The organism is Imperialibacter sp. (genome assembly GCF_048007035.1).
In the GTDB taxonomy this organism is placed as follows: Bacteria; Bacteroidota; Bacteroidia; order Cytophagales; family Cyclobacteriaceae; genus Imperialibacter.
Genome location: NZ_CP180355.1, coordinates 4738935 through 4764610, shown reverse-complemented (window position 1 = coordinate 4764610; position 25676 = coordinate 4738935). Strand labels below are relative to the sequence as shown.

The following is a 25676-nucleotide window of genomic DNA, read 5'->3' as shown; positions in this document are numbered from 1 at the left end:
AAGTCTCATGATTTGTAAGAGCATTGTGCCGCTGGTTCAATGCTCTTTCCCTTTGGCCTCCATACGGATGAGCGGAAGATTGACTAATTTAGAGCGTCAAACAACCAGGGCTTATCATGAACATACTTGTAACAGGCGCCACCGGATTCCTTGGTTCCAGAATAGTCGAGGCACTGGCTTTGGATGACAAAATAAGTGGGATAGTTGCCGCTGGAAGAAAACTTGACCCGCTTCACACAGTTGAAAGCAAAAAGCTAAATTACCAGCTGGGCGACCTGGCGGATGCCGGGTATGTGGATCGCCTGCTAGAACAACCCATCGATGTTATTGTCAACTGCGCCAGTCTGTCGTCGCCCTGGGGAAGCTATGAGGCCTTTCATCAGGCCAATATCGTATCTCAGGCCAATCTGATTGCTGCCAGCAAAAAAGCTGGGGTACAGCGCTACGTATATATCTCTACACCGGCAGTTTACTTCAACTTCAAAGACCGCTTCAATGTAAAAGAAAGTGACCCACTGCCCCAAAAGGCCTCCAACAACTACGCCGCCACGAAACTACAAGCTGAGCAGCTACTTGAGAAGTCGAACCTGAGCTATATTACCATCCGGCCACGGGCACTGATTGGCAGAGGCGACACCGTGATTTTCCCCCGGCTCATCCGGTCTTACCACGAAGGACGGCTGAAGGTGGTGGGTTCGGGCGATAACGTAGTAGACCTAACGGCTGTATCGAATGTGGTTCACTCTGTAAAACTGGCCATGCACGCTCCTGAAGACGCTTGCGGAGAAGCCTACAACATCTGCAATGGAGAACCTGTGAAGCTTTGGGAGGCCATCAATTATGTTTTGGGTAAATTTGACTTACCACCACCCAAAGGCAAGGTACCCTACCCAGTGGCTTCCTTTGCTGCTACCATAATGGAATGGGAATCGCTTCTGTCCCGGTCAAAAAAGGAGCCCGTACTCACCCGGCAATCCGTGGGCATATTGGCCAAATCTATGACCCTCGATATCACCAAAGCCAGAGAGCGACTCGGTTATGAGCCAGGTCAAACCACCTGGGAGGCTATTGACGAATTTGCCGAGTGGTACAAAACAGCTCACCAATGACACCGAGGCAAAACCAAACAGGCCCAATAGTAAGCTTTGAGCTGAAGTCGGCTGGCTACTGCACAGCCAGCTGGCATCATGCACAAAAGGGCGCACCCAAAAAGACCATCCGGTTTTACGCCACTTATGCAGTGATCCAACATCCAAAGCATGGCGTAATCCTCTTCGACACCGGTTACGCAAAACGGTTTTTCTCAAGCACAAGCTCTTATCCGTACAAGTTGTACCGGGCATTTACACCCGTTTTTATAAAACCCGAAGAAGAGGCCGCAGCACAATTAATAGCGGACGGAATACCGCCGGAAGACGTTCGCTACATCATAGTATCGCATTTCCATGCCGACCACATCGGGGGGCTCAAAGACTTCCCGAATGCCCGATTCATCTGCGACCGGGCAGCCTACGGCGATATCAAAGGAAAAAGCGGGTTGACTGCATTGAAAAAAGGATTCCTCCCAACACAGATGCCTGAGGGCTTTGAAGAGAGAACCGACTTTCTTGACATTGAAAAAGGAGTCTCAAAAGACGAGCATCTGGGGCCACTGCATGATCTGTTTGAAGATGGCACCATTCTTTTGACCAGACTGGATGGCCACGCCAAAGGCCAGCTCGGGGCACTGCTCGCAACGGAAAAAGGGCGGGTCTTTCTCATCTCCGATGCAGCCTGGCTGAAACCAGCTTATACCGACCTGAAGCTACCCCACCCCATCGTCCGTCTGTTCTTTAACTCATGGGATGAGTACAGGGCCAGCCTGAATCGGGTGCACAATTACCACAAGGCTCATCCGGATACACTTATCATCCCATGCCACTGCCTCGACACGCTGAAAGCACTAAACGGCCCGCAGTCATGATAGGCTTCAAACTTCAAATCTTGTGGCATTTTCTTTTGTTTCGCTGGCAAAGAAGAATGCGCTACAACCAAAAGTTGGTTCACCAACTGCGAGCCACAAAAGAAAACCGGTGGAGAAAGAACCTCCAAAAATCACCCTTCTACAAAGAGCTTTCAGGTCAGTCGCTCAGCCAATTTCCCATCATGGACAAAAGCTCGTTCATGGCCCATTTCGATGATATCAACACAGTGGGTATTGCAAAAGAAGAAGCATTTAAGGTGGGACTAGACAGCGAAAAGTCAAGGGATTTCTCCCCAACCATCCGGGGCATAACTATCGGGCTATCTTCCGGTACGAGCGGCAACCGAGGCATTTTCCTCGCCAGTCAAAAGGAGAGAGCTATCTGGGTTGCCGCTGTTTTGGACAGGGTCATTGGATTTTCGTTGCGAAAAAGAAAAGTGGCCTTTTTTCTCAGGGCCAACAGCACACTTTATGAGTCGGTGAACTCTTCCATTCTCCAGTTTCAATTCTATGATATAAAAAGCGATATGGCCCAGCACTGCCAGACGGTGGCAGCCACCAGGCCTCACATTTTGGTCGGTCAGCCATCGGTGCTCATGCACATTGCCCGATATTTTGAAGAAAAGCAGATAGCTGCTCGCTTCGAAAAAGTCATTTCAGTGGCGGAAGTACTGGAAAATGACCAGAAAGCCTATTTGGAAAAGGTCTTTAAAAAAAGGATAGAGCAGGTCTACCAATGTACGGAGGGATTTCTCGCTCACACCTGCAAGGCAGGTTTTCTGCATTTCAACGAAGACTGGCTACTGATTGAGAAGAAGTACCTGGACGAGGAGAAAAAAAGATTTCACCCTGTCATCACCGATTTTCTGAGAACGACCCAGCCCATTATTCGTTACGAGCTCAACGACATCATTCATGAAGGTGTGGCATGCAGTTGCGGACTGAAAACGATGCAAATCGCTAAAATAGAAGGCAGATCGGACGACGTTTTTGAATTTGACCACGCTGGGAAAACCATCACGATCTACCCAGATTTTATCCGCCAGGCCGTGGCTTTCAGCAGTGATGTGATTGATAATTACGTGGTGACCAGGCAAAGTGAGAAAAAAATTGGCCTGTTTATTGAAGTAAGCAAAGGAGATTTTTTGAACGCTTACGGAAAAGCTGAAAGTGCACTTCAGTCTTTATTTGAAATTTTTGGTATTCCCGGCATTACGATCATTCGGGAAGAAGAGCAACTCCTCCAGAAGGGAGTCAAATTCAAAAGAATAAGGAATGAAAGTCGTCAGACCATTTAAGATTGTCGGTGCAGGTTATTGCCTGCCTTCGAAGTGTGTCCATTCGCAGGAAATGGAAAAAGAGCTTGGGCTCCCGGTCGGCTGGATTTACAAATATTCAGGTGTCGAAAAACGCCATCTTGCCACCACGGAGAGCAACAGCTGGCTTGGTGCAGAGGCATTAAAAAAGGCCATGCGAAACGCTGGTCTGCAACCGGAAGACCTTGGCTGCCTCATCGCTGCCTCGGCTACTTTCGACTACCCGCTGCCCAACAAAGCCAGCATGATCAAGCATGAGTTGGGCTGGCACGATACTGACTTAAGCTGTATCGACATCGACACCACCTGCCTCAGCTTTGTCACGGCGCTTGACTATGCCTCCCGCCTGCTCAACAACAGTGACTGCCGGCACATCGCCATTGTGAGTGCAGAAATAGCCTCAAAGGGCCTTAACCCTGAACACAAGGAAACGTTCAGCCTTTTTGGAGATGCTGCCGCTGCCATCATCGTCTCTTTTGATGACACCGGAGAAAGCGGTCTCGTGAAACATAGGCTGGTTACGTATTCTGAGGGCGCCGAACACACCATCATCAGAGGCGGCGGAAACAAGTTTTTCTTCAAAGACCACCCCTATGATGCAACGCTTCATTCTTTTAGCATGGAGGGAAAAAAGCTCCTGAAACTGGCTATGCAAAAAGTGCCCGAGTTTGCTGAAAAGCTCTTTTGCCAAACCGGCTCATCAATCGGAGAAGTGGACCTGATCATACCCCACCAGGCCAGCAAGTCAGGCCTGCTATTGCTTGACAGTCTTCTTGATGGCAACACGGACAAAGTGGTCAATAACCTGGCGAGCTATGGCAACTGCATCGCTGCTTCCATTCCACTGGCTTTGACAGAAGCGATCGAATCAGGGCGGCTTAAAAGGGGCGATAGTTGCTTACTGATTGGTACTGCAGCGGGATTTTCTGTAGGTGGATTGTTGTTTAAATTCTAAGTCTTAAATCATGAATCTGGTATACGGCACTGGTCTTCTTTTCCTTCTGGTTCTGATGGAGCTTGCCGCCATCAGGTACTTCCTTCAGGAAAAAATTCCCTGGAAGGAAATCGTAATGAACCTCAACTCCGGCCATATCCTGCTGTGGATTTTCCGGGGGTTGGAGGTATTAGCGTTTCATTGGTTGCTGACGCATTTCAGTTTCGGCTGGGTGGCTCAGTGGCCCGTTGCCCTGCAGTGGGTATTTGCCTTTGTCGCCTGGGACTTTTGCTTTTACTGGTTGCACAGGCTTCACCATGCCGTCGGTTTCCTGTGGGCCGTGCATGTTGTCCATCATGAGGGAGAGCATTTCAGTCTATCCCTGGGCATCAGAAACTCCTGGTATTCTTCACTTACCTCCTTTCCATTTTTTGCTGGGTTGGCCATTTTGGGACTTCCTCTGGAGATATTCATTGTAGTTTCTTCAGTCCATTACTTTATTCAGTTTTACAACCACAACCGAATTGTGAAAAAGAGCGGCTGGCTGGAGCATATCATGATCACTCCCTCCCACCACAGAGTCCACCACGGCAAAAACCCCGAGTACATCAATAAAAACTGTGGCGGTACCTTCGTGATATGGGATAAACTATTCGGTACATTCCAGGCGGAACGTGATGACATTGACATTGCGTTCGGTACCAACGACCCGGTTCGATCGGAAAACCCATTCTGGGCCAATAACATCCCCTTTTTAAAGTGGCTCCATCTTCCGCTGCCGCAGTTGAGAAAGCATGAGGCCCAAAAAAGCTTCTTTAGCGATACCTTCGTTGGCTTTGGCGGGCTGCTGCTGTTCTGTCTGTTGCTTTTTTATATCTACAAGGAACCATCGTGGACGGGCACTCCCAAGCTGATCCTATTCAGTATTATTTTCCTGGGCACAATCGCCAACGGCGGGCTTGCCGAAAACAAACTGTGGGGAGCAGTTTTATGGGTTGCCTGCACTAATGTTTTTATTGTGCTATTCCTTTTGATGCTTTCAATCAACGAACCTATTCTGACGGGCTTAACCATAATAATTGGCCTGCATGGACTGGAAACACTAAGACGTCTTTTTATTTTAGTCAAGCCGAAAAGAATGATGTCGACTGCTGCTTCAAAAAACCCAACCAATAGTGCGCAACTGTCGTAAACGCCCTCTAAACAAAACCATCAGATTCAATCCATGTCGATCACTTCTCAATCAGAATTAGCAGGTATCAAGCAAATCAGTCAGGTGGTGGGCACCACTTTAAAGCTCATGAGAGAATATGCTCAGCCAGGCATGTCCACCAAAGAATTGGACGAGTATGGAGGGGGTATTCTGAGGGCATATGGCGCCCGGTCTGCACCAGGGCTAACTTACGGTTTCCCGGGATACACCTGTATCAGTCTTAATCATGAAATAGCCCATGGCATACCAGCAAAAACGAAAGTGCTTAGAGATGGGGATTTGGTGAACATCGATGTTTCTGCGGAACTCGATGGTTTCTGGGCCGACAATGGGGGGTCATTCGTTTTGGGTAAAGACCACGGCAACCACGGAGGGCTGGTGAATGCATCGAGGCAAATACTCCGGAAAGCCATCAGTGAAATAAAAGGAGGTGTTCGTGTGGCAGACATAGGGCGACTAATTGAAATTGAGTCGAGAAAGGCTGGTTTTACAGTGATAAGAAATCTGGCGGGCCATGGAGTGGGCAGAAGCCTCCACGAAGCACCGGAAGAGATTCTGAATTGTTACAACCGTTTCAATAGAGAGCGGTTTAAGAAAAACTCTGTAGTGGCCGTTGAGACTTTTATTGCCACCAAGTCTACTTTTGCAAAGACGCAAAAAGATGGCTGGACGCTTGTGGGCAACAAAGGTGGCTTTGTAGCGCAACACGAGCATACGATTATCGTCACAGATAGCGAACCTGTGATTCTTACTGAAAGCAATGAGATTTGGTAAGGCTTTCTATCTCAGAATATACAGCTTCCCAAAGCCATTCTTAAAGGCCTTGTCGGCGGACGTCGCCCTGTGCTCCAGCGATTGGCCGTTCATGCGAAGCAGCACCCTGTAAAGATAAACGCCATTGGCCAGCTGGTCGCCGTGTTCATCTGTTCCGTTCCAGGCAAACTGCGTAATGTTATTACCAATGCGAATCGGACCAATTTCGTCCTGGGTGATCTCCCTGACAACCCTGCCTGACACCGACATGATCTGTATTTTCAGCTGATCGGGTATTTCTGACCCTGTGAGGGTAAACACAAATTTGGTGCTTGTGCTAAAGGGATTGGGATAGGGATAGAAGTTTGTTACCGTTGCCTCGTTGATGACCTCAAAGCTGATTTCGTAGGGAGCTGTTCCAGCCTGGTTTCCACTCACGTCGGCCGCTATCACACGCATCGCATAAATGCCGTCTTCCAACGGCCCGGGTCTGAACTCAATATTGAACTCCTTCTTTTCGATGTTGGCAGACCATGTCATTTTGCCTCTGGAAAAAGGTACACGCACGTAGTCGCACTCCTAGCAGGGAGATTTGAGATACACCTCTATACCAATCGTGTCTTGCTTTTGCAGGTACTCATAATCGTCGTACAGTCTCATTTTTACCAACGGATTGGGAGAAACTATATCACCGTTGAGGATGTAAGTACCATCGAAGGTGACATCAAGCAGTGGATTAACATTGTCCGCATTTACGTCCAAATAATCTTTAAAAGTCAGCTGATTGTTGGTCGAAATGAGCTCCCTTTCTGTCGACTCAATGATAGTACGCAGGCTTTCCCGCCCATCTACTCCCAGGGTTGTCAACGGTACACTGAACTGCACCGAGTCTCCCGCAAGCAACGCAGGCAGTTTCATTTGAAACTCCTGGATAGTGCTGGTTTCACTTGACACCAGTTGGTATCTTACCGTCAGCGAATCGGCATAATCAACCGGAGAAGGATTGAAGTACGAAAACGGCACAACGAGCGCTTCCCCCTCATTGGCGGTTCTGGTCAGCTTGTTCCTGGCAGTCGGGTCGCTCGTCAATAATATACCTTCTGGCAGCTGATTGAATGTGACTATCCATTTTTTTAGTTGCGCAGGCACCAGATTGGCCTCGTCGGTCGTATGGTAGTCTATTTGCAGATAAGGGTAGAAATTGGCGTCTACAGATGTCAGGTCTATCGTTGATACATTTTCATCGGCAAACAGCAAATCTTTAATACCATCGTTCCGCAGACCATAAATGTCAAGGTTAAAGTTTCCGGCAGTTTGTCCGGCGCCAAGCTTTACTTCCTGATAAAGCGATCCCCACGACTTGGCCGGGCCTATCCTACCCGACAACACGCTGCCGCTAAAGAATTTACCTTCCACTACATCATTGAGCACGAGTTGCTGCTCATCGGCCGGGCTGCCACTTCCATCGGAAAGCAACTCCACCGCAGCTCCTTCTGCCTGGCCTTTCTTTCCATAGAAAATTACCGGTTGCCCATTCACAAGGCCATTCAATGAGGATGTTTGTATACCGAAGGCTTTTAGCTGCTCCTTTACTTCAGCATCCCATCTGTCGTACTGCACAGTGCCTATACTAAAAAAGACAGCATAGTCTCCCTCAGGCACGGCATTCAGCAGTTGAGAAAGCCTTCTGGCTCCTCCATTGGAGCCGGCAGGGTCATACATCTCTCCGTCAGTGAAGTTGTGAATACGTTTTGAATTCAATCCACAGGTGAGCCTTACGTCAAACTTTTGCCATTCGGGAAATGGTGCATAAGGCACCGTCGATTGCTTATCGAACAAAACAACGTTAAGTGTGTTGGCCCGGCATACGTTGAAACTCTCACTTTCCACAAAAAGCTCCAGCGTACCTGCCTTCACACTGTAGTCACGTGCGGCGGCACCAGGATTGTTGGGGCCAAAGGTTTTGATGCTAATATCCAGATTGTTCTCTGGAAAGGACCAATCAAAGCCTGACTCCGATAGCAACATCCCTTTGATTTCGGCGTCGGCAAACTGATTGGCAGAAACCATCGCATATCCACGGGGGCTATCGTTGATCATGGTAAACTGACTCAAAACCCACGAAGTATCTTCCTCCGGCTCTGGGTTCAGGAAGCGGCTCCGCCAGTAAATCACGGTAGAATCGGCGATTGAAAATGTAGAAGCCAAATCCACATTTTGAACTGTGATCACCCGCATATCGCCACTGATCCTGTGCTTCATTAGGCCGTTGAAATCTGGCGACGTGTCAATTTCAAGTTCGAAACCTCGTGAGGGTGAAAACAAGTCACTTGCCTGGATCACAAAGTCGACATTCGATCCAGCAATACCCCGCTTCATCGGGAAAATGGGTATCGTTGTTCCTTTGGCCAGAAAAAGATCGATGCTGACCGAATTGTTTCCTTCATTCAGTTCATCTATTTCATCGGCTGGGTCGAGGATTACCTCAAAGGTGTTGTTGCCCAACCCAGCGAGATCTGGGTTTGAAATACCGAAGTACATGGTGTCCTCCCGAAGCACATACGGAGAAATCAACGAGTCAAGACTTACACTCCCGTGTTCAAGCCTTCGTCTCACATAAATCTTCAAGTCAGATTCCGTCGCAATACCAAAATTCTTCACCACAAACTTGAGAGCAAATGTGTCCTTTGCTACAGTTAGCGGGTTTCCTTCGGTGTCTATTACCTCCAGCGCATCGGTGCTGATTTCGTAGTCAGGCTTACCTGCCCCAAATATTTTGATAGCGGGATCGCCCTGAAGCAGTACTTCCTGGATCTGAGTAATGTTCCGCTCGGAAGAGCCATATCGCTCAAGATATCTCCTTGATGCCTCATTTTTGATATTTCCAAGGGTCTCCTTTACGAACAAGGTGTCAGCAAAGGCTGTCTCATAAAAAACACCAGAAAAGTTTCGCAGGTCACTGGAAAACCCTTTGTAAGTGTGAGCCATAAAGCCAATAGCCCCAAGGTTCGGCGTCAGCGTCCAGTCTTCACCAAAGGTGAACGAGGTTTCGAAAATATTGCCGGCATCGCACCCGTTGACCAAAATTACCGGATACCTGCCCTTGTTGTTGTACCCAAATCCCGGATTAGACACGTTACCAATATCGATGTCTGTAGAAAAGCTTGCCGAGTGACCAAAAAATGTGATCATTGACACCCCGTTATTCACCTCCTCGGCAATATTGATAAGCTCCACTGCATTGCTGGTGGATTTGCTACTTGTGACCACATTGGCTCCAAGGTATTTACCTTCCGCAATGAACTTAAACCCGTTAACGTAAGATCGAAATGTAGCCAACTCCCCCTGCGTGGCTCCTCCACTCAAATGAATGAAGTTCTTTTTCCACAACTGATTGAAGGGCTGATTTTCCATCTCCATCACCTTGCTCAGGTAGGCTTGCACGTCGTCCGGGTTCCTTGCATTGAGTCTCCCAATAGCAATTGGCGATTCGTAAGTAGTGCCAGCCAGTCCGGCCAGCATAGCAACATCACTGCCAGGCACACCATTTGTCGGCACAAAATGAATAAGCGTGGTGGTAGCCGGGTCTTGCCTGTAGTAATTTCGGTGCACGCCTGTTCCTTTTCCTATAAGAAAGAAGTATTCTGGCGTACCATTGGCCAGCAGGTAGCCCGCCAGCCTGCGAATAGCCCAGGGTGATATTTCTCCATAGTTAAACGCATTGAGTACTTGCTCCATTTCCAAAATAAGCACCTGATGGTTTCCACCCTCTGCACTTTCCCTAAAAGCTTTGTAGGCAGCGACAGGATCGGCCGTTCCTGAAGTGGTGGCTTTTCTGAGGTCGGGATGAGTGACAATGATGTAATTAAAAGCCGTTGGATCGATAGCTGGCATGGTCACCTGCTTGATTGCTACCGGAGTATAGGGGGTGTTAATAGCGATGAGCTTCCGCTGAACGGCAGTGCCGTTCACCACTGCCGTGAAATCGCTGGTCCCTGTGATGACACCAATTTTGTTCACATTATCCGGCTGAGTTACATCAAAAAGACTGCTGGCCCCAGCTGGGTTGGTCACTCTAATAAAAGACTTATTTCCCGTGTTCTCCCTTAGCGTCAATATCTTCTGCGACTGACCAGCCATGTCGGTGCTGGCAGCGTAATTAACCTTTACATAAGACACCGCTGCCCGGTCGGCAGCACTTCCAATGCCAACCACATTCACCCGCACAAACAACTCTCCGACAGATGAAATATCTGACCATAAAATGGTTTCGGAGACAGTATAGGGATCATGCTCTGAAAACTCTGCCGTATGCAAAAGCCGCAAACTTGACGAAGATGGGCCCACATATACCTCCACATTGTGATCCAGGTTATTTCTCCCGACCAGGAGCACCTCCAGCGTAGGGTCGGGCCCGGAAGTCACCCTGTTAGTCAACCCAGTTAGCGTGACCACCTGATTGGCACCTTTGGCAATGTCACTGCCTGTCCAACCTTCGCCATGGTCGTACTGACTAAGAATGATGTCGCCACCCTGGTAGGTTTTCCCTTGCGAGTAATTGTTGACCTGAAGTTTGAGTACTTCCCGGAGATAGTAAGGCTCAGCAGGCAAGTTACCTACATTGTTTTCTGCTACAGGTGCCAACATCCGCTTGCCCGACGTAGCCGTTAGCGGCCAGGTAAGGAAATAGGTTGCTGAATCAGAAAACAAGTTATATAAAGTGTGAGGCTGGGCATCTTCAGAAACATACAGTTCCGTATCGGTTTTGCCATCCGATGGCTGCCCGTAAAACTCAATATAATCGCTGGCGTCAAGTCGGCCATCTTCCTGACCTGGCAGATAAATAGCCTGCTCTACCCCTCTGTGAAAAAGCTGCAACCGTCTGGCGTCGATGGAGGCCAGCGGCACACCGCTTTCCAGCAGTTGCTGTTGCGTCAGGCGAAACATTCCCTCTCTGGCGACTTTTATTTTATAGTACGACTGCCCTGGTCTGATCCATTCGTTGCCCCATGGCTGCGCCTGCACCATATTTGCTACCAACAGCAACCCGGCTAGTAAAGCACTTCTGTATGTCCACAGTCTATTTCGCATTCCATCCATATCTTAATGAAAAGATGTGACTATAAGGCGACTGCGCCCTGTTTCCAATGTCTGTTAAAGCATAGTCGATCTGCACTCCCTGAAGGTTAAGTCCGATGCCAAACGACGGCAGGTAAGTCCACGATTTGCTGCCATCAAAGTCTTTGACCTGCTGTAGCTGACTCACGCCGCCCCGTAAAAAGGCTTTCTGCGCATAGCTCACTTCAAATCCTGCTTTCGGATCTATACTGGCCAATTTACTTTTGATCAATGTGTTTCTTTGTCCGTCAAACGTCAAATCAACGTCTGCACCAACAAGTCCTGTCCATTTTCCTTTGCTCACCACCGCATTGGCCAACCCCAGCGACAAACGGGGTAGCGTAATTTCGAGGCTGCTTTCTGGTATTACGTTACCTGTTTGTGTGTATACATCAATCACCAACGAAGAATTGTGTGTCCAGGCATTGAACGTTCCGGTAGCATCTCTGAGCACCGCCCCCATCTTCCAGTTGCCCCTGTTGTACTGTAGTGCCGCATCGAGGCCAAAGCCCCAGGCATTTGCAAAGTCGCCTACCGTCCGATGGATTACTTTCAGGTTGCCGCCCAGCGACAAGCCACCCATCTTTTTTGCAAGAGAAAACATAAAGGCATAGTCGGCTGCAGAAAAGAAACGGATATTGTCGTAGTTGATAGCGCCGCTGGCGTCGTAAAGGAACCTGGTGTCGGGGATATTGTCAATTCCAAAACGGATCACAGAAACACCCATGAAAGTATTGCTATCGATGGGAGTAGCAAATCCCGCAAAATCGTAATTGGCTATGCCAGCAAAGTAGGCCGCATGCATCAGCCCCACCTGATATTGCTCGGTGAGCTGAGTGAGTGCTGCCGGGTTCCAATAACCCGCCGTTACATCGTTGACCAAACCCACCTGGGTATTGCCCATGCCTAATGCCCTGGCTCCTACTCCTATGGCAAGAAATTCATTACTGTATTTGGGCGCATTTCCCTGACCCACAACAAGGCCGGAGCAGAAGAAACACAAAGTAAAAAGTAACGCTATCCGCATTCAGTGACTAATTCAACCTAAAATTAATGATATAACATTCTCCACACCAACATACCCGCTCACTTGTTGGAATACTTCGACAAATAGACGACAAAAGTAGATGAAGATGCTGGTCTTTGTTGGAAGCTGGCGAAAAAGGATTCACTGGTGCACGGCCACTTGCCGGAATGCAGCATTATCTAAGCTACCAACCACCGCCCGTCGGTAATTGCGAGGGAGTTAAAAACTGTTTATCCATGTAAAAGAACACGGTACGAGTGCGGCAATCTGTGTATTTCGAAACGTGGTTTTAACTAACAGATTGCCACGTTCGCTTGAAATTTCTTCGCATAGACTGACCATCATCCTGCTCACTCGCAATTACCGGACGGGTGAAGCTACCAGCAATCGCTCTTATCCCCTTGTTTGCAGAAGGGCTCATTTGTCAACGATACTGTGAACTACTCAAGTGTTGCGTCCATAGCCATCGGTACACAAACTCAGCAAAATTAGTTATTTATTGTACTTTATAGGGTTATATATATAACTATTTAATGATTATAGCCTATTCACTAATATTTCTTAGCCAGTACTTGGCCATGCAAGGTACTTTTCCGTATATAGTGCTAAGGTCAAAAACTTTTAAACAAAATGAGAGATGAACATTGAGAATACACAGGTGCAGATGCGGAAGGGAATTCTCGAGTTTTGCATCCTCCATATCATATCACGTGGCGAGGTGTATGCCTCCGACATGTTGCAGGAGCTTACCTCTGCAAAGATCATGGTGGTGGAAGGAACACTCTACCCCCTCCTTACCCGGCTGCGAAAGGCCGGCCTCGTTGACTACAAATGGGTTGAATCAAATTCAGGGCCACCCAGAAAATACTATACCCTGACTGATGAAGGAACAACTTTTTTAAATGGGCTCCAGGATACCTGGGATGAACTTGTGGGCTCCACCAGTAAAATTATGACAACGAAAAAGCAAAACGGGCAAAAGAAATGAATAAGAATATAAGCATCAATATTAGCGGCATTATCTTCCACATAGAGGAAGATGGCTATGAAAGGCTAAAGGGCTACCTCGAATCCATTACCACCTATTTTTCGACTTTCGAAGACAGCAAAGAAATTATCGCCGATATCGAAAGCAGAATTGCTGAGATTTTCCTCGAGAAGCTGGACAAAGAAAACAAGCAGGTAGTGGCCATTGAAGACGTCAATATGCTGATTTCTACGATGGGTACCATTGCCGACTTCGAAGCGATTGAAGACAAAGAGGACAAAGCAGCACCTGCGGCAGCAGCCGACACTGGCAGCGGGGAAAGTACTGACACAGCGGAAGAAAAGACCGAGGAAAAAGAGAAGACCGGTTCGAAAAAGCTATACCGTGACATCAACAGAAAAGTCGTTGGTGGGGTGTGCAGTGGTCTTGCTCACTATTTCAGCATCGACCCCATGTGGGTGCGTTTGCTCTTTCTGCTTATGTTCTTCAACTTCTTTCTACCGGGCTTAAGTGGCGCAATTTTGCTCGCCTACATTATCCTGTGGATTGTGGTGCCGGGCAACAAGGCCCTTGAAGACGACAAGAAGATCAAGAAAATGTTCCGCAGCCAGGAAGACCGGGTGCTGGGTGGTGTGGCCAGTGGTGTCGCCGCCTATTTCGGAGTAGATGTAACAGTGATCAGACTGCTGTTCGTGCTTTCCATCTTCCTCGGAGGTACCGGATTCTTTGTCTATATCATCTTGTGGATCATCACGCCCCTGGCAAAGACCATCACCGAGAAAATGCAAATGCAGGGAGAGCCCGTTACGCTTTCCAATATTGAGACAAACATTAAGTCGAACCTCAACATAAAGGAGGACGAAGAAAGCCCAATCGTGAAAGTGTTGTTGTTTCCATTCCGATTGATCGCATTGATTATCAATGGTATCGCCAAATTTATCGGCCCTGCCGCCAACGTATTCGTTGACATCATCCGGGTATTCATCGGACTGCTTTTCAGCATGCTTGGGTTGTCGACAATGACCGCCATTGCTATCACTTGTGCCATGTTCTTCGGGCTTACCATCGGCTGGTGGGATTGGGTATCGGTTGACGGCGTGCCAGTAGAGCTTTTCCAGCAGACCCTACCAGGCTGGGCTGTCTTTGGGCTCTTCCTGTCAGCTTTCATACCAGCTTTGGCCGTCACATTGGGTGGTATCAGCATCATGGCCAAAAGATGGGTGGCCGGATCCTTCTTAGGATGGACGCTATTCGGATTATGGATCATCAGCCTCGTGCTCGTGAGCTACACTGTGCCACGCATTATCATGGACTTCCGCACAGATGCCATCCACACTGAAACCAAGACCTACGACATGGCCGGTAAAACAGCGGTATTGACTTTGTCAGACAGCGACCGCAGAAGGTGGGACGAGTGGAACGGCCAGTATGAAGCTGTAGAACTTCGCCTGAGAGGCCACGACGATTCTGTGTACAAAGCAGTCCTCGATTTTGAAGCCAGAGGAAGAGACCGCTCGACTGCGCTCGAAAATGCGCAGATGGTTACCTATGAGCTCAATGTGCAAGATTCCATCTTTAACTTTCCAAGAGAGTTGAAGTTCAAAAACGATGCCCGCTTCAGGGTACAGAACCTCGACATTACGCTGTACATTCCTTATAACCAGCCCTTCAAAATGGACGAAAGCCTGGCCAGGATCCTGAGAAACACTATTTACAGAAACGGCTACTCTACCCGCCAAATGGAAGGTAACACGTGGGTGTTTACCGACGCAGGCTTGAAGTGCACCACGTGCGAAGAGGACGACGATTACTACTCGTACAACTCAGGCTCAGGAAAAAGCTCTTTCGATGCCGATCCTCTGACGTACGACTTCAAAGGATATGATGAGATAGAAGCTGGCGGCATCTTCAAATTCTACATCAAGCAGGGCGACTACAAAAACATCGAAATCACCGGCGACGACGAATGGCTGGAAAGAGTGAAAGTGAGCCAGTCGGGCGGGGTGCTGAAATTCGACATCCGTGGCCGCAACTGGGACTGGCGTGACAACTGGGAGTCGAGCGACAAAATCTATGTATACATCAGCACACCTGACCTGGAAGGCCTTGAGCTGTCCGGCGCTTCGGAAGCCTATGTCGACGGTTTCCAGGCCAACAAGCTGAACATTAACCTATCCGGCTTTGCCCAGGTAGACATGGACATCGACGCCTCCAAGCTAGACATAGAAATGGACGGCGGCAGCAAGCTGACCCTGCGGGGTAATGTGAATGAGCTAAAAGCCGACGTGGAAGGAGCTGCCTCGCTTGACGCCTTTGGCAGCGAAGCCCGCTATGTGGAAGTAAAAGCCCAGGGAGCAGCCCGTGCCAAGGTAAATGCCATGGTCAACCTGAAAGCTGAAGCATCTGGTGCCGGCACCATTGTGTACCAGGGGGAGGCAAGTACAGATATCAGAAGGTCGGGAGCGGGGAGCGTGAGGAAGGAATAGGAAGGTAATCGGTGAGAAGTAATCAGTAAAGCAGTCGAACCCTACTGATTACCACTTACCGACTACTGATTACAAAAATTTTCATTTGCCCAATTTTCAAGTCCGAAAAGCCGGATGCCGGAAGGTGTTCGGTTTTTTTTATGCAATGGTGCAAGCACCCCTAACGCAAGCGTCCGCTTCTAGTTTATCTTTAAAATAGTCTCAGCTAATAATGCTTTCTACACTGAAGAATATAAAGTGAATCTCCCTCAGCTTTATACACCTGCCTATGCTCATGATCATTCCTTCTCGACCACCAGCCTGATAAATTACTCCTTAGTGGTTCAGGCTTACCAATACCATCAAATGGCGTTCGCTGGCATTGTTTGATCAACTCATTGACTCTCCTAAGCATCATCTTATCAGTCTGTTGCCGGTGGAGATAATCTTCCCATCCCGGAGAGAGGAAAACGATTTTCATTCGTCAATCAGCTCTCGCTCTACCCCTTTTCCCTCTTTGTATTCCTCTATTCCACGGGCAAGTCTTTCAGCATTTTTGGAGCTACTTAAAAGATACATCGTCTCTTCCATGCTTTCGTAGTCAGCTTTCGACATCACCACCACGTCTTCGCCATTTGCTCGGGACACAAACAGAGACGAATGAGAAGACAGCACTTTGTCGAGAAAGGCCTTCATGTTCTGACGAAAATTTGAATATGTGGTTATTTCCATGAATAAAAGTTAGTCAAGCTCCACCATTTCCACTACATCTACCAATAGATGGTTCATATTGGATAACCACCAAAGCCTGATAAAGAATTCTATTCAATATTTTTAATAATTAATTTCAATAAAAAACACTTTCTTTTCAAGAAAAAAAAATTCAAATTTATAAACTATAAATAATCAATAAATAACCTCAATATTTATTATCTATGAAGAAATTCCCTATTCTAATTCTTCTATTAACATTTGGAGTGCTTTCAAATGTCGATGCTCAATGGACTGAAGCAGGCAACTATGTAACCCTCTCGTCATCATCAAAAAACGTTGGTATCGGCATCGCTGCACCGACTTACAAGCTAGAGGTAAATGGCCCGACTAAAATCTTCGGTGGCCAGGAGCTGCAAATTGACAATGCTGACATCAGCTTTTTATTCCACGACCCAGGTGATATCATTTACTCAATGGGTGTCGATGTTTCTGACTCAAGGAAATTTAAGATTGGTAATGGCGCCGGTATCGGAGACAATACCTTTTTTACAATGACGACGGATGGCAAAATTGGCATTGGCGAAAGTTCACCAAACGCCAAGCTGGAGGTAAATGGGAACCAAAGAATTACAAACGAAATACGATTCAAAAACACAACAACATTAAAAGGCTTAGTTTGGGGAGCTTCCAACTGGACGGCCACATACAGCAGAGTGGACGACTACGGTGGTAACTTATACGTGATGACAGACGATTATTTCTATTTGGCAGGAATCAATTCGTCCACTGGCGCTCCAGGTAATAAGACTTTAACAGCCAATACAGCAACAGGTACAGTTGGAATTGGCACCGAAACACTGGATCCAGCCTTCAAACTGCTTGTCAACGGCAAAATCAAAGCCGAAGAGATTCAAGTCGTTGTTGATGTCCCAGCCGACTACGTCTTCGAAGACAACTACTACCTAAAGCCGCTGGCTGAAGTGGAGGCCTACATAAAAGAAAAACACCACCTCCCAGGCATACCTTCCGCCGATGAAATAAAAGAACAAGGCTGGCAGGTAGGCGAAATGAACAATAAGCTGCTGGAAAAGGTGGAAGAGCTGACGCTATATATGATCGAGTTGAAGAAAGAGAATGAGGAAATGAGGCAAGAAATCGATCAACTAAAAAAGAAAATTAAATGAAGCGTAACTTTTTAACCAGCTTAGTAATTCTTTTCTGTCTTATACTTACGCTAAGCGTACTGGAAAGCTGCAAACCAGATGATGACCCCGATCCCTGCGAAGGGCTTACTCTGGACTCCATCCAAATTGACTTTACTATGGGGGAGCATATTACCAATTCCGGAGGCATAGATACCATATTTGTCTATGACACGGCGCTGATATTTAACAATATAGTTTTTGAAGCAGAAAAAGGCGCTGAGAGCTATGAGTGGACTATTGGCGAAGACCCCAGGACGTTTACAGAAAGGCGGTTCGAACTGTTCTTCCAATATCCAGAGCAATCATTGCCTATTCGGCTAATAGCGAAAAGAACTCCCAATCTCACTTGCTTTCCGCAAGATGATGGAATAGATACGGTGGAGCACTATTTAACTATTGTAGATAAGGACTCTAATCCCATTATTGGCAAATATGAGGGTCACCTGGAATCTGATCCAGACGACATTTTCGCTATTCAAGTGACTAGAAAAGGGTCTTCAGGCTATGATTTAATCAATATCAATCGAGGATGCGATCTCAGTGAGGAAAATGTGGGTTTGGGGGCAGAAATCCATGCAGGCTTCAGAAAACTTAATGTAAGCAGATCAGCATCGAGCGGCGAATACCGAGGTGATTGTCAGGATCCAAAAGGTTGGTTAATTCTCAGTGAAAACAACATGGATGTCGAGGTACATTTTTCAACTGCTGCCGGAGATGAAAACAACCCACAACTTCAAAATAGAACCAATCATGTTTTTGTTGGTAAACGATTAAATTGATAAAGATGAAGAGCTCACATATACTTTTTTGGATAACATTAATGTGTAGCACCTCGCTACAAGTCGTCTCGCAACCATGCCAGACCAAAGGAATTACTACAAACCCAGACAGTCCAGTTAATAACGAAAAGCCATCAAAACTTAATACCTTTTTTGACTGGAGAGCCTCTTCTTATAATATTCACTCTTCGACAATTCAGGGAAGTACAATTGACTCCCCATTTGACCAATCCAACAATTTAAATGTTAGTTATTTCTTAAATGACAAGGATCGCTTGCCTGAAAATGGATGGGAGCTTATTAAATACGAGACGGGGTATAATGAAGATGGTACTCCAAAATCTAGTCAGGTTACAACAATACATTTAGTGCTTTACAATAAATATACAGGAGTGCTGAGGGTATTTGTCGCCGGTGCTGGAGTTAACTATAACGGAGCAAAAATGGAAATTTCTTTCAATCCCTCAGGCACCGATCAGATGTCATCTGTTCTTAGTAGTGCGTCTGAAATATTTGCGCTTGACAGTTTTGAAAATGATCCAACAGTTGCCGCAGTAAGCCAGTATACTAATGACACAGGGAAATGGTTTTATGCTGACTTTCAAATGGGCTATGATCCTTGTACATGTCTGTTCGAATCTAGCTTGGTAATTCAGGTTAAACTAATTGACAGCTCTGATATCAGCATTACTGGGAGCTACTCAGCTACACTGACAAGCATGACGAACAATACTGTAACGGTGGCTGATAATGGTTACTCGTTTAAAGATTTGCTAAGCCAAGCGCAAAAGTCTCAAAAGACCTATCAGGGGATCGATAAATTCGCTACTGGGATTGAGAAGTCTTTAGGTATCTCGACCAAAACAGATAACCAGCTAAACACTGAAGAAAAGAATAAAAGAAATGCCCTCAACAAACTTAAAGATGCACTGGCAAAGAGTGATTTCCTCAAGGAAGGGCTAAAGGCAGCGCCTTACATAGGTACAGCTGTAGAATTGGTCGACTTTTTTATCAGCGGTGGGAAAAAGTCTCCGGCTCCACAATCAGTCAAAGTGATGCCTATGTCAATGAATGGCACTATTGCTCTCAGCGGCACACTTTCTGCAACATATAACTACGGAGACATCACTTTCTATACACCCGGATCGTTATATACAGCAACAAAGGATTCAAAAGACTATCCTTACTACAACGAGGTTTTAGGAATTTTCAATTTACTGACTACTCCTATCATCAATAGCAAATACATGGTTAACGAAACCGTCACAGGGACTCAAGGAAATTCAAACTATGAACGAACTGTAGAACACAGCTATTTGTTCCAGCTACCACAAAATATTTCTTATGTATTGAATCCCGCATCCGGTCTAAGAAGTGACAACATAGACATAATGGCAAGTCTAATTTTCAAGAAAAATGGTGAAGAAATAAGAAGAACCGCATTTGTACCGATAAGTGACATCACCCAATTCAGCTTGGAATTTGGGTATGAAGAATCCGAAACTTTCTATGACTATGTCATCTATCCTTTGAGCTGTGGTTATGACCCTGATGAAGTCAGTCTGCAACTTCTAGTAAATATGCAACGGGCCAATTCTGATGCGAATACCCAAAATGTATTACTATCTGCTGTGTATCCTGTAGGTATATCGAATGCTCCATCTTTTTCATATTCTTCAGTTAAGTATTGCGACTACTCAACAAATCTAACACTTTCAAACACTTCGTCAGGAAGTAGAAGTGCTTGGGGACATATCTCGATCGGTCCCAACGTAAGTTTTAACTCCTCTTCTACTATCAAAGCTGGCCAAGGTGTTACTATAATAGCCGGAACAACGATTACTCCAAATACAACCATAAAAGCATACTCTCCACTAGGAGTGCCTGGCAGTACTTTTTTGGCCCAACAATCTTCTGGTGCTGTTAGCGCATTTTGTAATAGTAGCTCTTACGATAACCCGAACAGGATTTTTGCAAGAACAAACTATGAGAAGCCTGAAATGGAAACGAAAGAGCCTGTCTCCCGTAGTTACGGGATGTCTCTTTATCCCAATCCTGCCTCAGATGCCGCTAATTTTGCCTTCCAGTTACCTGAGGCCTCGTCGGCCAAATTGTATATAACAGATGTGTCTGGAAGGATAATTGAGATGCTTCTTGACAGGGAGCTTGACAAGGGAGCCCACGAATACCAGTACAACAATCTGGCACTGCCTGATGGCATTTATATTTGTGTTTTGGAGTCAAAGCATGGCCGACTAGCTAAAAAACTGGTAGTGAAAAATTAAGCATTGAAGCTAAACCTGTGAAAGTGTTTGTCTTTTCACACCACTTTACTGGGGAAGTTCAATGCTGGAGTGATGTAATTACACTTATTATCAAATTGCCGGCCGACTACGTCTTTGAAGACAACTACTACCTCAAGCCACTTAGCGAAGTAGAGGCCTACGTAAAAGAAAACCACCACCTCCCAGGCATCCCTTCTGCCAACGAAATAAAAGAAACCGGCTGGCAGGTAGGCGAAATGAACAATATGCTGCTGGAAAAGGTGGAGGAACTGACGCTTTATATGATAGAGCTGAAGAAGGAGAATGAGAAGCTCAAGGAAGGCATGAAGCAACTGGAGAAATCAATAATTAAGTAAGCCTACAAAAAAACCTGTATGAACCCATTTAAAAATTTAACCAGAATGAACATGGCGAAGAAGCTAAGCCTACATGCAACAAACGGGCTGATGGCTATTCTGATTTGCCTCTTCATTCCTATGAAGGTGGTTTGTCAACTAAATGTTCAGGCAACGACGAACAGTATTACCCTAAAGCCTCTTTCCGTTTTAACGCCCAATGCAAGCGTGACCTATGATGCAATTTCAGGTGATACGTGCGGAACACAGGATATCGATAACACCGCTTTTTATCAACTTCCCTGGGTGGGTAATAATCAATACCTCGACGACTTGCTCGACAGCGTTGGGTGGCCGTTTGACCCGGTAGACCCAGCCTACAGAGTTGAGCCAAACACGGTTGTAAAGTACCGGATTCCGGTTGCATTTTGGGTATATCACAGAAATGATGGTTCCGGCGGCATAACCGACAATCAGGTAAAGGAGCTAATCGATAAGCTAAATGATGACTTCAGAGAGAACGGGACTGGAATTCGATTTTACCTCCTTTGTTTACCCACGCACATTAATAACACATCAAAGACAAAGTTGTCAATCTACCATCAATGGTTGGCCCCACATGATTGGATAGAATTTGAATATGACAATGTAATGAATGTCCACGTTGTCGATGAGGTAGTGGGAGCAGGAGGCGTTTATTTAGCTGCTGCGCCAAAGAATATTTTTATTTCATGGAGTACACCTCTTATAAAGCCATCGACCATCACTCATGAAGCAGGGCACTATCTTGGCTTGTTACACACCCATGCATACCATTGGACTCGCAACACCCCCTTCGCAGCTTGCCGACTTGAGCCCGTGGACCGAGATAGAATAAATCTTTTCCCTCAATGCAGACCATGGCTCTTTTCAGAAAAACTATGTGAGATGACTGGTGACGGCCTATGTGATACGCCAGCCGATCCTAAACTCATAAAACCCCTCGATGTAACGGATGAATGTAATTTAATAACCACGAAAAAGGATCATTTTGGTGACCAATACAATAATCCTCCATCTGGTTCTACAAAAACCGACGTCGGAAACATAATGTCTTATTCATATGGAGACTGCAGATTAACGTTTACAAAACATCAAATTGGAGTGATGATTCATAAAATTGAAAGGGCTGGTTCCCCTGGCATTTGGAGCAGCAATGCAGTTCAATTTGATATCTTCGAGCCAGACAACACCAGGGGCATGGCGCAACTGTTCAACTTTAACTCAAAGCAACACCACACTTTCAACTATGAGCTGGCGAACGAATCGCAGACATGCGATGTTGACTGGTTCTATTTCGAGGCTCAAAATAATGCAACACATTTTATTCGGACATCGGCAGTCAGCGGACAGACAAATGCAGATACTGATGTTTATCTATATAAACTTGCAAACGATGAGTTGACCTTGGTAACGTCAAATGATGATGGCGGAGGCAACGGTTTTTCCCTGATTCAAACAACTTTAAGCTCAGGCGTATATTATATAAAAGTAATTCCAAAAAATACCAGTATTCAAGGTCACTATAACATTGAACTTACTGGTTGCTATGACCCTGCCCTGGTTACCATCTCCGGGGCTTCCCTGTTGTGCGGCAACTCTGGCTCCTACACGCTCAACAATGTACCGGCCAATGCCACCATTACCTGGGATGCCACACCAGGAAGTTTATTTAGCGCAAGCAGCGGCACGGGCAAAAACGTGAACCTGCAGGTTATTTCTTCGGCTGTAAACGGTAGCGCCACACTTACGTTTAAAGTAACCACTTCATGCAGCAGCAACATACAATTTTCGATACCCATCCATATCCACAAGCCTACTTTTATTAACCCCATGGCCGATGGCAACCCCTATGTGGTTTACTCATCCAATTCGCTGTGCGACGGTAATCATTACCTTAGCATTACTCCGCAAGGGGATAGTGACGGAACTGTAAACTGGTCTGCCCCGTCGGGCATTCCCTATCTCTCCTCAGGGAATAACGTTGACTTTACTGTTTGGCCATTTCAGGTAAACTCCGCCACCATAACGGCTACGGCCACCAACACTTGCGGCAGCTCCAATTTCTCCTTCCACTTTACAAGAGAAACTATGAACTGCCCCCAGTCATCCTCGTTTTTGGTGTATCCCAATCCTGCTTCCGATGAAATAAACATAGAGTTGCAGGAAACAGACAGCACCGGAACCCTAATGACAAGAGACCTTAAGGAAGATTTTGAGGTGTATTTATTTAATAGCTCCCAACAGAAGCTACGAGAAGTAAAGAGTAAGGCAAGAAAGAAAAAGCTGTCAGTGCAACACCTGCCGGATGGAAACTATCTCCTTCAAATCCATTACAAAGATTCAATCATTCCCCGACAAATAATTATTGAAAGAAATCGTTAAAAGGAACGTCTATGAAAACTTTTGCCCCTATTGGCCTAACCCTGGTTTCACTGTTTGCTTTAAGCAGCTGTTGCGATGACCCTGACCCTTTAAGTTATCGATATATCGACTTTGGCGTAAGTGATTCAACTTCGGGGAACTGGCTTTTCGGCAGCCCTTATATTTTTCCACCCGATTCATTTAAAATGCTGCACGAAGATTTAACCGAAGCCGATTGGGATATCGTGAATGAGACAATCAGGTTGTATAGCTTTGCTGACATAGCAACGGACCCCACGCTATTTAGTGAAGAGATTTGCAAGCTGTACTATTTACATTTCGATCAAGCGAACATTGACACTGTGCAGGTTTGCTTTCAGGGAAAGGAGAAAAAATGTGAAGACATTTTCGCCTACCTTAAGGTAACTTACAATGGAAAAAAGGTGTTTGAAGACAAGAACAACTCTTATGGGGCGTATGCAGCTGTCGCAAGATAGTATGGAAGCGATGAGTGTCTCAATTTTGTTTTCGTCCATACTTGTGCCTGGAATTTGAAAAAAACAGGCCAATCTATCAACTCCATGATTCGTAAAAGGCTTTCCACCGATAATCTGCTCCGGTTGCTCATATGCACTTTTCTGTATAGTTGTTGCGACGAACCTATCAGTTTGTCGGAATCCAGTATCTGGCTTGCTGTAAATGATATTTCAACAGGAAAATTTGTATTCACCATGCCCTACTCATTTCCTATTGATACATTCAAAGTCGTTGACGAAGACATGAACCTTCAACAGACTAGCATAACCACTCTGAAATAATAATTCACCAATTCTTTGGCAAGGAATTTCAATCAGCGGCTTTTGAGGCAGAAGTATGCAGGAAATACCTTTTGTATTTTGATCATCAAAACACCGACACGCTAGAGGTTTGTCTTAGAGGCAGGTAAAATCGATGCGGCGAGGATTTTTCAACTTTTTCTTTGTCCTATATATAGTGAGGAGATATTTACCTGCAAAGACTGTAACTATATCAGTGCTGAAGCGAGTCGGTAGACCTTACTCCAATATCGCCCCCACAAATAGCTACCTAAAGAAATTGTTAATACGAATGCCTATGAATCCCTTTGCAAATATACCCCCTATTGGCCTAATCCTATTTTCCCTGTTTGTCTTTTCGCTTGGAAATTGTTTGGCTCAAAAAGACTCAACCAAACTGGCTTATGTAGCTCCGTCCATAGGTTTATACCTGATCAATGAACCGAGCTTCAAGGATGTATATCGCTCCAATTTTGTACCTAAGGCATCTCTAGCCCTTGCAGTGCCAATTACAAAAAGATTCTTTCTTAAGGGTAGCTTCAGCCATATGCGAAAAAATGGCATTCCAGTTATATATACTTATGATTCAAACTTCAATGTAATTGACTCACGGAGGGAAGGAAAGAGTTCATTTGCAACAAACATTATTAATCTGGGTGGCGAACTGCGTGTCATGAGTCTTAGTAAAATAAGTTGTTCGCTTGAAGGTGGGTTTTCTGTTTTTAAAGGGCGGGAAGAGCAGTATTATGCAGATGGCTCTGACCTTTCAAGCTCTCAGTTTGCAGGATTAATGGCATTTTACGGAGGTGTTGAGATTGACTATAAAATTAACACCTGGGCTGTGTTCTTCAATCCAACCTATTCCCATTCCCGGGAGAATCTTGCCACAATAGATGCTAGTTATGGTGGATTTAGCCTCCAGAGTGGGGTGAAATTCTTCTTTTAATCCCTATCCTGGCATAAAAGAACTAACTGAGCTTGATTCAAGAATAACTTTAAAATAACGTAGCAAAAAAAGCCAGAAACATCAATACGTTGGCTTTTTTCTGAAATCCGTCGCCTAACTATAAGTTTATGCCTGGATTTATGGGCCCGCCATAAAAAATGATTGCGGCAGTTCTGCATATCAGTCCTTCCCTCAAAGCCAGGCTCACCAGGTGCGGTGTGTATTCCCCGGCCGGGCAGTCGCAAGGCCTTCAGGAATAGAAAACGTATCAGGCTCACCTTCTCTTCCATCTTTTCACAGAAGGCGAGGTCTACTTCTACCAAAATTTTGTCCAAACCCCCAAGGACCTGAAGCGTAAGTTAATAGCGGTAAACTCAGATGCATTGGTGCCGCTGAATAAGAAAATTTATGGATATA

The 25676-nt window shown here is 46.0% G+C and carries 20 protein-coding genes; 15 read left to right on the top strand and 5 right to left on the bottom strand.

Annotated elements, in window-relative coordinates; genetic code table 11:
- The first annotated feature begins 116 nt into the window (after positions 1-116).
- Genes ACMVP2_RS20640 through map form a run of 6 tightly spaced genes read left to right on the top strand, consistent with a single transcriptional unit; the run spans position 117 to position 6200 of the window.
- Positions 117-1109, top strand: a complete 993-nt coding sequence (locus ACMVP2_RS20640) for an NAD-dependent epimerase/dehydratase family protein (protein ID WP_416864912.1) — start codon at positions 117-119, stop codon at positions 1107-1109.
- A complete protein-coding gene (locus tag ACMVP2_RS20635; protein ID WP_416864911.1) occupies positions 1106-1963 on the top strand; it encodes an MBL fold metallo-hydrolase in 858 nt (285 codons plus the stop codon). The genes ACMVP2_RS20640 and ACMVP2_RS20635 overlap by 4 nt, the downstream gene beginning before the upstream one ends.
- Positions 1960-3261, top strand: coding sequence for a F390 synthetase-related protein (locus ACMVP2_RS20630; protein WP_416864910.1), 1302 nt, complete (start codon positions 1960-1962; stop codon positions 3259-3261). The genes ACMVP2_RS20635 and ACMVP2_RS20630 overlap by 4 nt, the downstream gene beginning before the upstream one ends.
- Positions 3239-4234 (top strand): ketoacyl-ACP synthase III, encoded by a 996-nt coding sequence (locus ACMVP2_RS20625; protein ID WP_416864909.1) that lies wholly within the window; start codon positions 3239-3241, stop codon positions 4232-4234. Before ACMVP2_RS20630 ends, ACMVP2_RS20625 begins: the two co-directional genes overlap by 23 nt.
- 10 nt (positions 4235-4244) lie before the next feature.
- Positions 4245-5405 (top strand): sterol desaturase family protein, encoded by a 1161-nt coding sequence (locus tag ACMVP2_RS20620; protein ID WP_416864908.1) that lies wholly within the window; start codon positions 4245-4247, stop codon positions 5403-5405.
- Between the two features lie 33 nt (positions 5406-5438).
- Positions 5439-6200, top strand: coding sequence for a type I methionyl aminopeptidase (gene map / locus ACMVP2_RS20615; RefSeq protein WP_416864907.1), 762 nt, complete (start codon positions 5439-5441; stop codon positions 6198-6200).
- Between the two features lie 6 nt (positions 6201-6206).
- Here the strand turns inward: map and ACMVP2_RS20610 are convergent, their stop codons facing one another.
- Genes ACMVP2_RS20610 through ACMVP2_RS20600 form a run of 3 tightly spaced genes read right to left on the bottom strand, consistent with a single transcriptional unit; the run spans position 6207 to position 12324 of the window.
- Complete coding sequence (locus ACMVP2_RS20610) at positions 6207-6719, bottom strand: hypothetical protein (protein WP_416864906.1); 513 nt, start codon at positions 6717-6719, stop codon at positions 6207-6209.
- A gap of 39 nt (positions 6720-6758) precedes the next feature.
- Positions 6759-11270, bottom strand: a complete 4512-nt coding sequence (locus ACMVP2_RS20605; RefSeq protein ID WP_416864905.1) for a C25 family cysteine peptidase — start codon at positions 11268-11270, stop codon at positions 6759-6761.
- A complete protein-coding gene (locus tag ACMVP2_RS20600; protein ID WP_416864904.1) occupies positions 11260-12324 on the bottom strand; it encodes a PorV/PorQ family protein in 1065 nt (354 codons plus the stop codon). Before ACMVP2_RS20600 ends, ACMVP2_RS20605 begins: the two co-directional genes overlap by 11 nt.
- A 637-nt stretch (positions 12325-12961) precedes the next feature.
- Between ACMVP2_RS20600 and ACMVP2_RS20595 the strand changes: the two genes are divergently transcribed.
- A complete protein-coding gene (locus ACMVP2_RS20595; protein ID WP_317490742.1) occupies positions 12962-13312 on the top strand; it encodes a PadR family transcriptional regulator in 351 nt (116 codons plus the stop codon).
- Positions 13309-15798 carry a PspC domain-containing protein gene (locus ACMVP2_RS20590; protein ID WP_416864903.1) on the top strand — a complete coding sequence of 830 codons (2490 nt, stop codon included), beginning with the start codon at positions 13309-13311 and terminating at the stop codon, positions 15796-15798. Before ACMVP2_RS20595 ends, ACMVP2_RS20590 begins: the two co-directional genes overlap by 4 nt.
- Positions 15799-16003: 205 nt before the next feature.
- Here ACMVP2_RS20590 and ACMVP2_RS20585 read toward each other — a convergent pair whose 3' ends face one another.
- Entirely contained in the window at positions 16004-16258 is a 255-nt protein-coding gene (locus ACMVP2_RS20585; RefSeq protein WP_416864902.1) for a Txe/YoeB family addiction module toxin, read from the bottom strand.
- Positions 16255-16509, bottom strand: coding sequence for a type II toxin-antitoxin system Phd/YefM family antitoxin (locus ACMVP2_RS20580; RefSeq protein WP_416864901.1), 255 nt, complete (start codon positions 16507-16509; stop codon positions 16255-16257). Before ACMVP2_RS20580 ends, ACMVP2_RS20585 begins: the two co-directional genes overlap by 4 nt.
- 203 nt (positions 16510-16712) lie before the next feature.
- Here ACMVP2_RS20580 and ACMVP2_RS20575 point away from each other — a divergent pair, with 203 nt between their 5' ends.
- The 7 genes from ACMVP2_RS20575 to ACMVP2_RS20545 all read left to right on the top strand — a co-directional run bounded on the left by ACMVP2_RS20575 (position 16713) and on the right by ACMVP2_RS20545 (position 25259).
- Positions 16713-17675, top strand: a complete 963-nt coding sequence (locus tag ACMVP2_RS20575) for a hypothetical protein (protein ID WP_416864900.1) — start codon at positions 16713-16715, stop codon at positions 17673-17675.
- A complete protein-coding gene (locus ACMVP2_RS20570) occupies positions 17672-18475 on the top strand; it encodes a hypothetical protein (protein WP_416864899.1) in 804 nt (267 codons plus the stop codon). Before ACMVP2_RS20575 ends, ACMVP2_RS20570 begins: the two co-directional genes overlap by 4 nt.
- A gap of 5 nt (positions 18476-18480) precedes the next feature.
- Positions 18481-20760 (top strand): T9SS type A sorting domain-containing protein, encoded by a 2280-nt coding sequence (locus ACMVP2_RS20565; protein WP_416864898.1) that lies wholly within the window; start codon positions 18481-18483, stop codon positions 20758-20760.
- 23 nt (positions 20761-20783) lie between these two features.
- Entirely contained in the window at positions 20784-21116 is a 333-nt protein-coding gene (locus ACMVP2_RS20560) for a hypothetical protein (RefSeq protein ID WP_416864897.1), read from the top strand.
- 18 nt (positions 21117-21134) lie between these two features.
- Entirely contained in the window at positions 21135-23519 is a 2385-nt protein-coding gene (locus ACMVP2_RS20555; RefSeq protein ID WP_416864896.1) for a T9SS type A sorting domain-containing protein, read from the top strand.
- Positions 23520-23530: 11 nt separating this feature from the next.
- A complete protein-coding gene (locus ACMVP2_RS20550; RefSeq protein ID WP_416864895.1) occupies positions 23531-23995 on the top strand; it encodes a hypothetical protein in 465 nt (154 codons plus the stop codon).
- A gap of 616 nt (positions 23996-24611) precedes the next feature.
- Complete coding sequence (locus ACMVP2_RS20545; protein ID WP_416864894.1) at positions 24612-25259, top strand: hypothetical protein; 648 nt, start codon at positions 24612-24614, stop codon at positions 25257-25259.
- Positions 25260-25676 lie beyond the last annotated feature (417 nt).

Coding starts and splice junctions, on each gene's coding strand:
- ACMVP2_RS20575 (WP_416864900.1), top strand. CDS start 16,713: ATGAAGAAATTCCCTATTCTAATTCTTCTATTAACATTTGGAGTGCTT.
- ACMVP2_RS20570 (WP_416864899.1), top strand. CDS start 17,672: ATGAAGCGTAACTTTTTAACCAGCTTAGTAATTCTTTTCTGTCTTATA.
- ACMVP2_RS20590 (WP_416864903.1), top strand. CDS start 13,309: ATGAATAAGAATATAAGCATCAATATTAGCGGCATTATCTTCCACATA.
- ACMVP2_RS20625 (WP_416864909.1), top strand. CDS start 3,239: ATGAAAGTCGTCAGACCATTTAAGATTGTCGGTGCAGGTTATTGCCTG.
- ACMVP2_RS20550 (WP_416864895.1), top strand. CDS start 23,531: ATGAAAACTTTTGCCCCTATTGGCCTAACCCTGGTTTCACTGTTTGCT.
- ACMVP2_RS20605 (WP_416864905.1), bottom strand. CDS start 11,270: ATGCGAAATAGACTGTGGACATACAGAAGTGCTTTACTAGCCGGGTTG.
- ACMVP2_RS20580 (WP_416864901.1), bottom strand. CDS start 16,509: ATGGAAATAACCACATATTCAAATTTTCGTCAGAACATGAAGGCCTTT.
- ACMVP2_RS20635 (WP_416864911.1), top strand. CDS start 1,106: ATGACACCGAGGCAAAACCAAACAGGCCCAATAGTAAGCTTTGAGCTG.
- ACMVP2_RS20610 (WP_416864906.1), bottom strand. CDS start 6,719: ATGACATGGTCTGCCAACATCGAAAAGAAGGAGTTCAATATTGAGTTC.
- map (WP_416864907.1), top strand. CDS start 5,439: ATGTCGATCACTTCTCAATCAGAATTAGCAGGTATCAAGCAAATCAGT.
- ACMVP2_RS20595 (WP_317490742.1), top strand. CDS start 12,962: ATGAACATTGAGAATACACAGGTGCAGATGCGGAAGGGAATTCTCGAG.
- ACMVP2_RS20600 (WP_416864904.1), bottom strand. CDS start 12,324: ATGCGGATAGCGTTACTTTTTACTTTGTGTTTCTTCTGCTCCGGCCTT.
- ACMVP2_RS20620 (WP_416864908.1), top strand. CDS start 4,245: ATGAATCTGGTATACGGCACTGGTCTTCTTTTCCTTCTGGTTCTGATG.
- ACMVP2_RS20640 (WP_416864912.1), top strand. CDS start 117: ATGAACATACTTGTAACAGGCGCCACCGGATTCCTTGGTTCCAGAATA.
- ACMVP2_RS20555 (WP_416864896.1), top strand. CDS start 21,135: ATGAACCCATTTAAAAATTTAACCAGAATGAACATGGCGAAGAAGCTA.
- ACMVP2_RS20630 (WP_416864910.1), top strand. CDS start 1,960: ATGATAGGCTTCAAACTTCAAATCTTGTGGCATTTTCTTTTGTTTCGC.
- ACMVP2_RS20585 (WP_416864902.1), bottom strand. CDS start 16,258: ATGAAAATCGTTTTCCTCTCTCCGGGATGGGAAGATTATCTCCACCGG.
- ACMVP2_RS20545 (WP_416864894.1), top strand. CDS start 24,612: ATGAATCCCTTTGCAAATATACCCCCTATTGGCCTAATCCTATTTTCC.
- ACMVP2_RS20565 (WP_416864898.1), top strand. CDS start 18,481: ATGAAGAGCTCACATATACTTTTTTGGATAACATTAATGTGTAGCACC.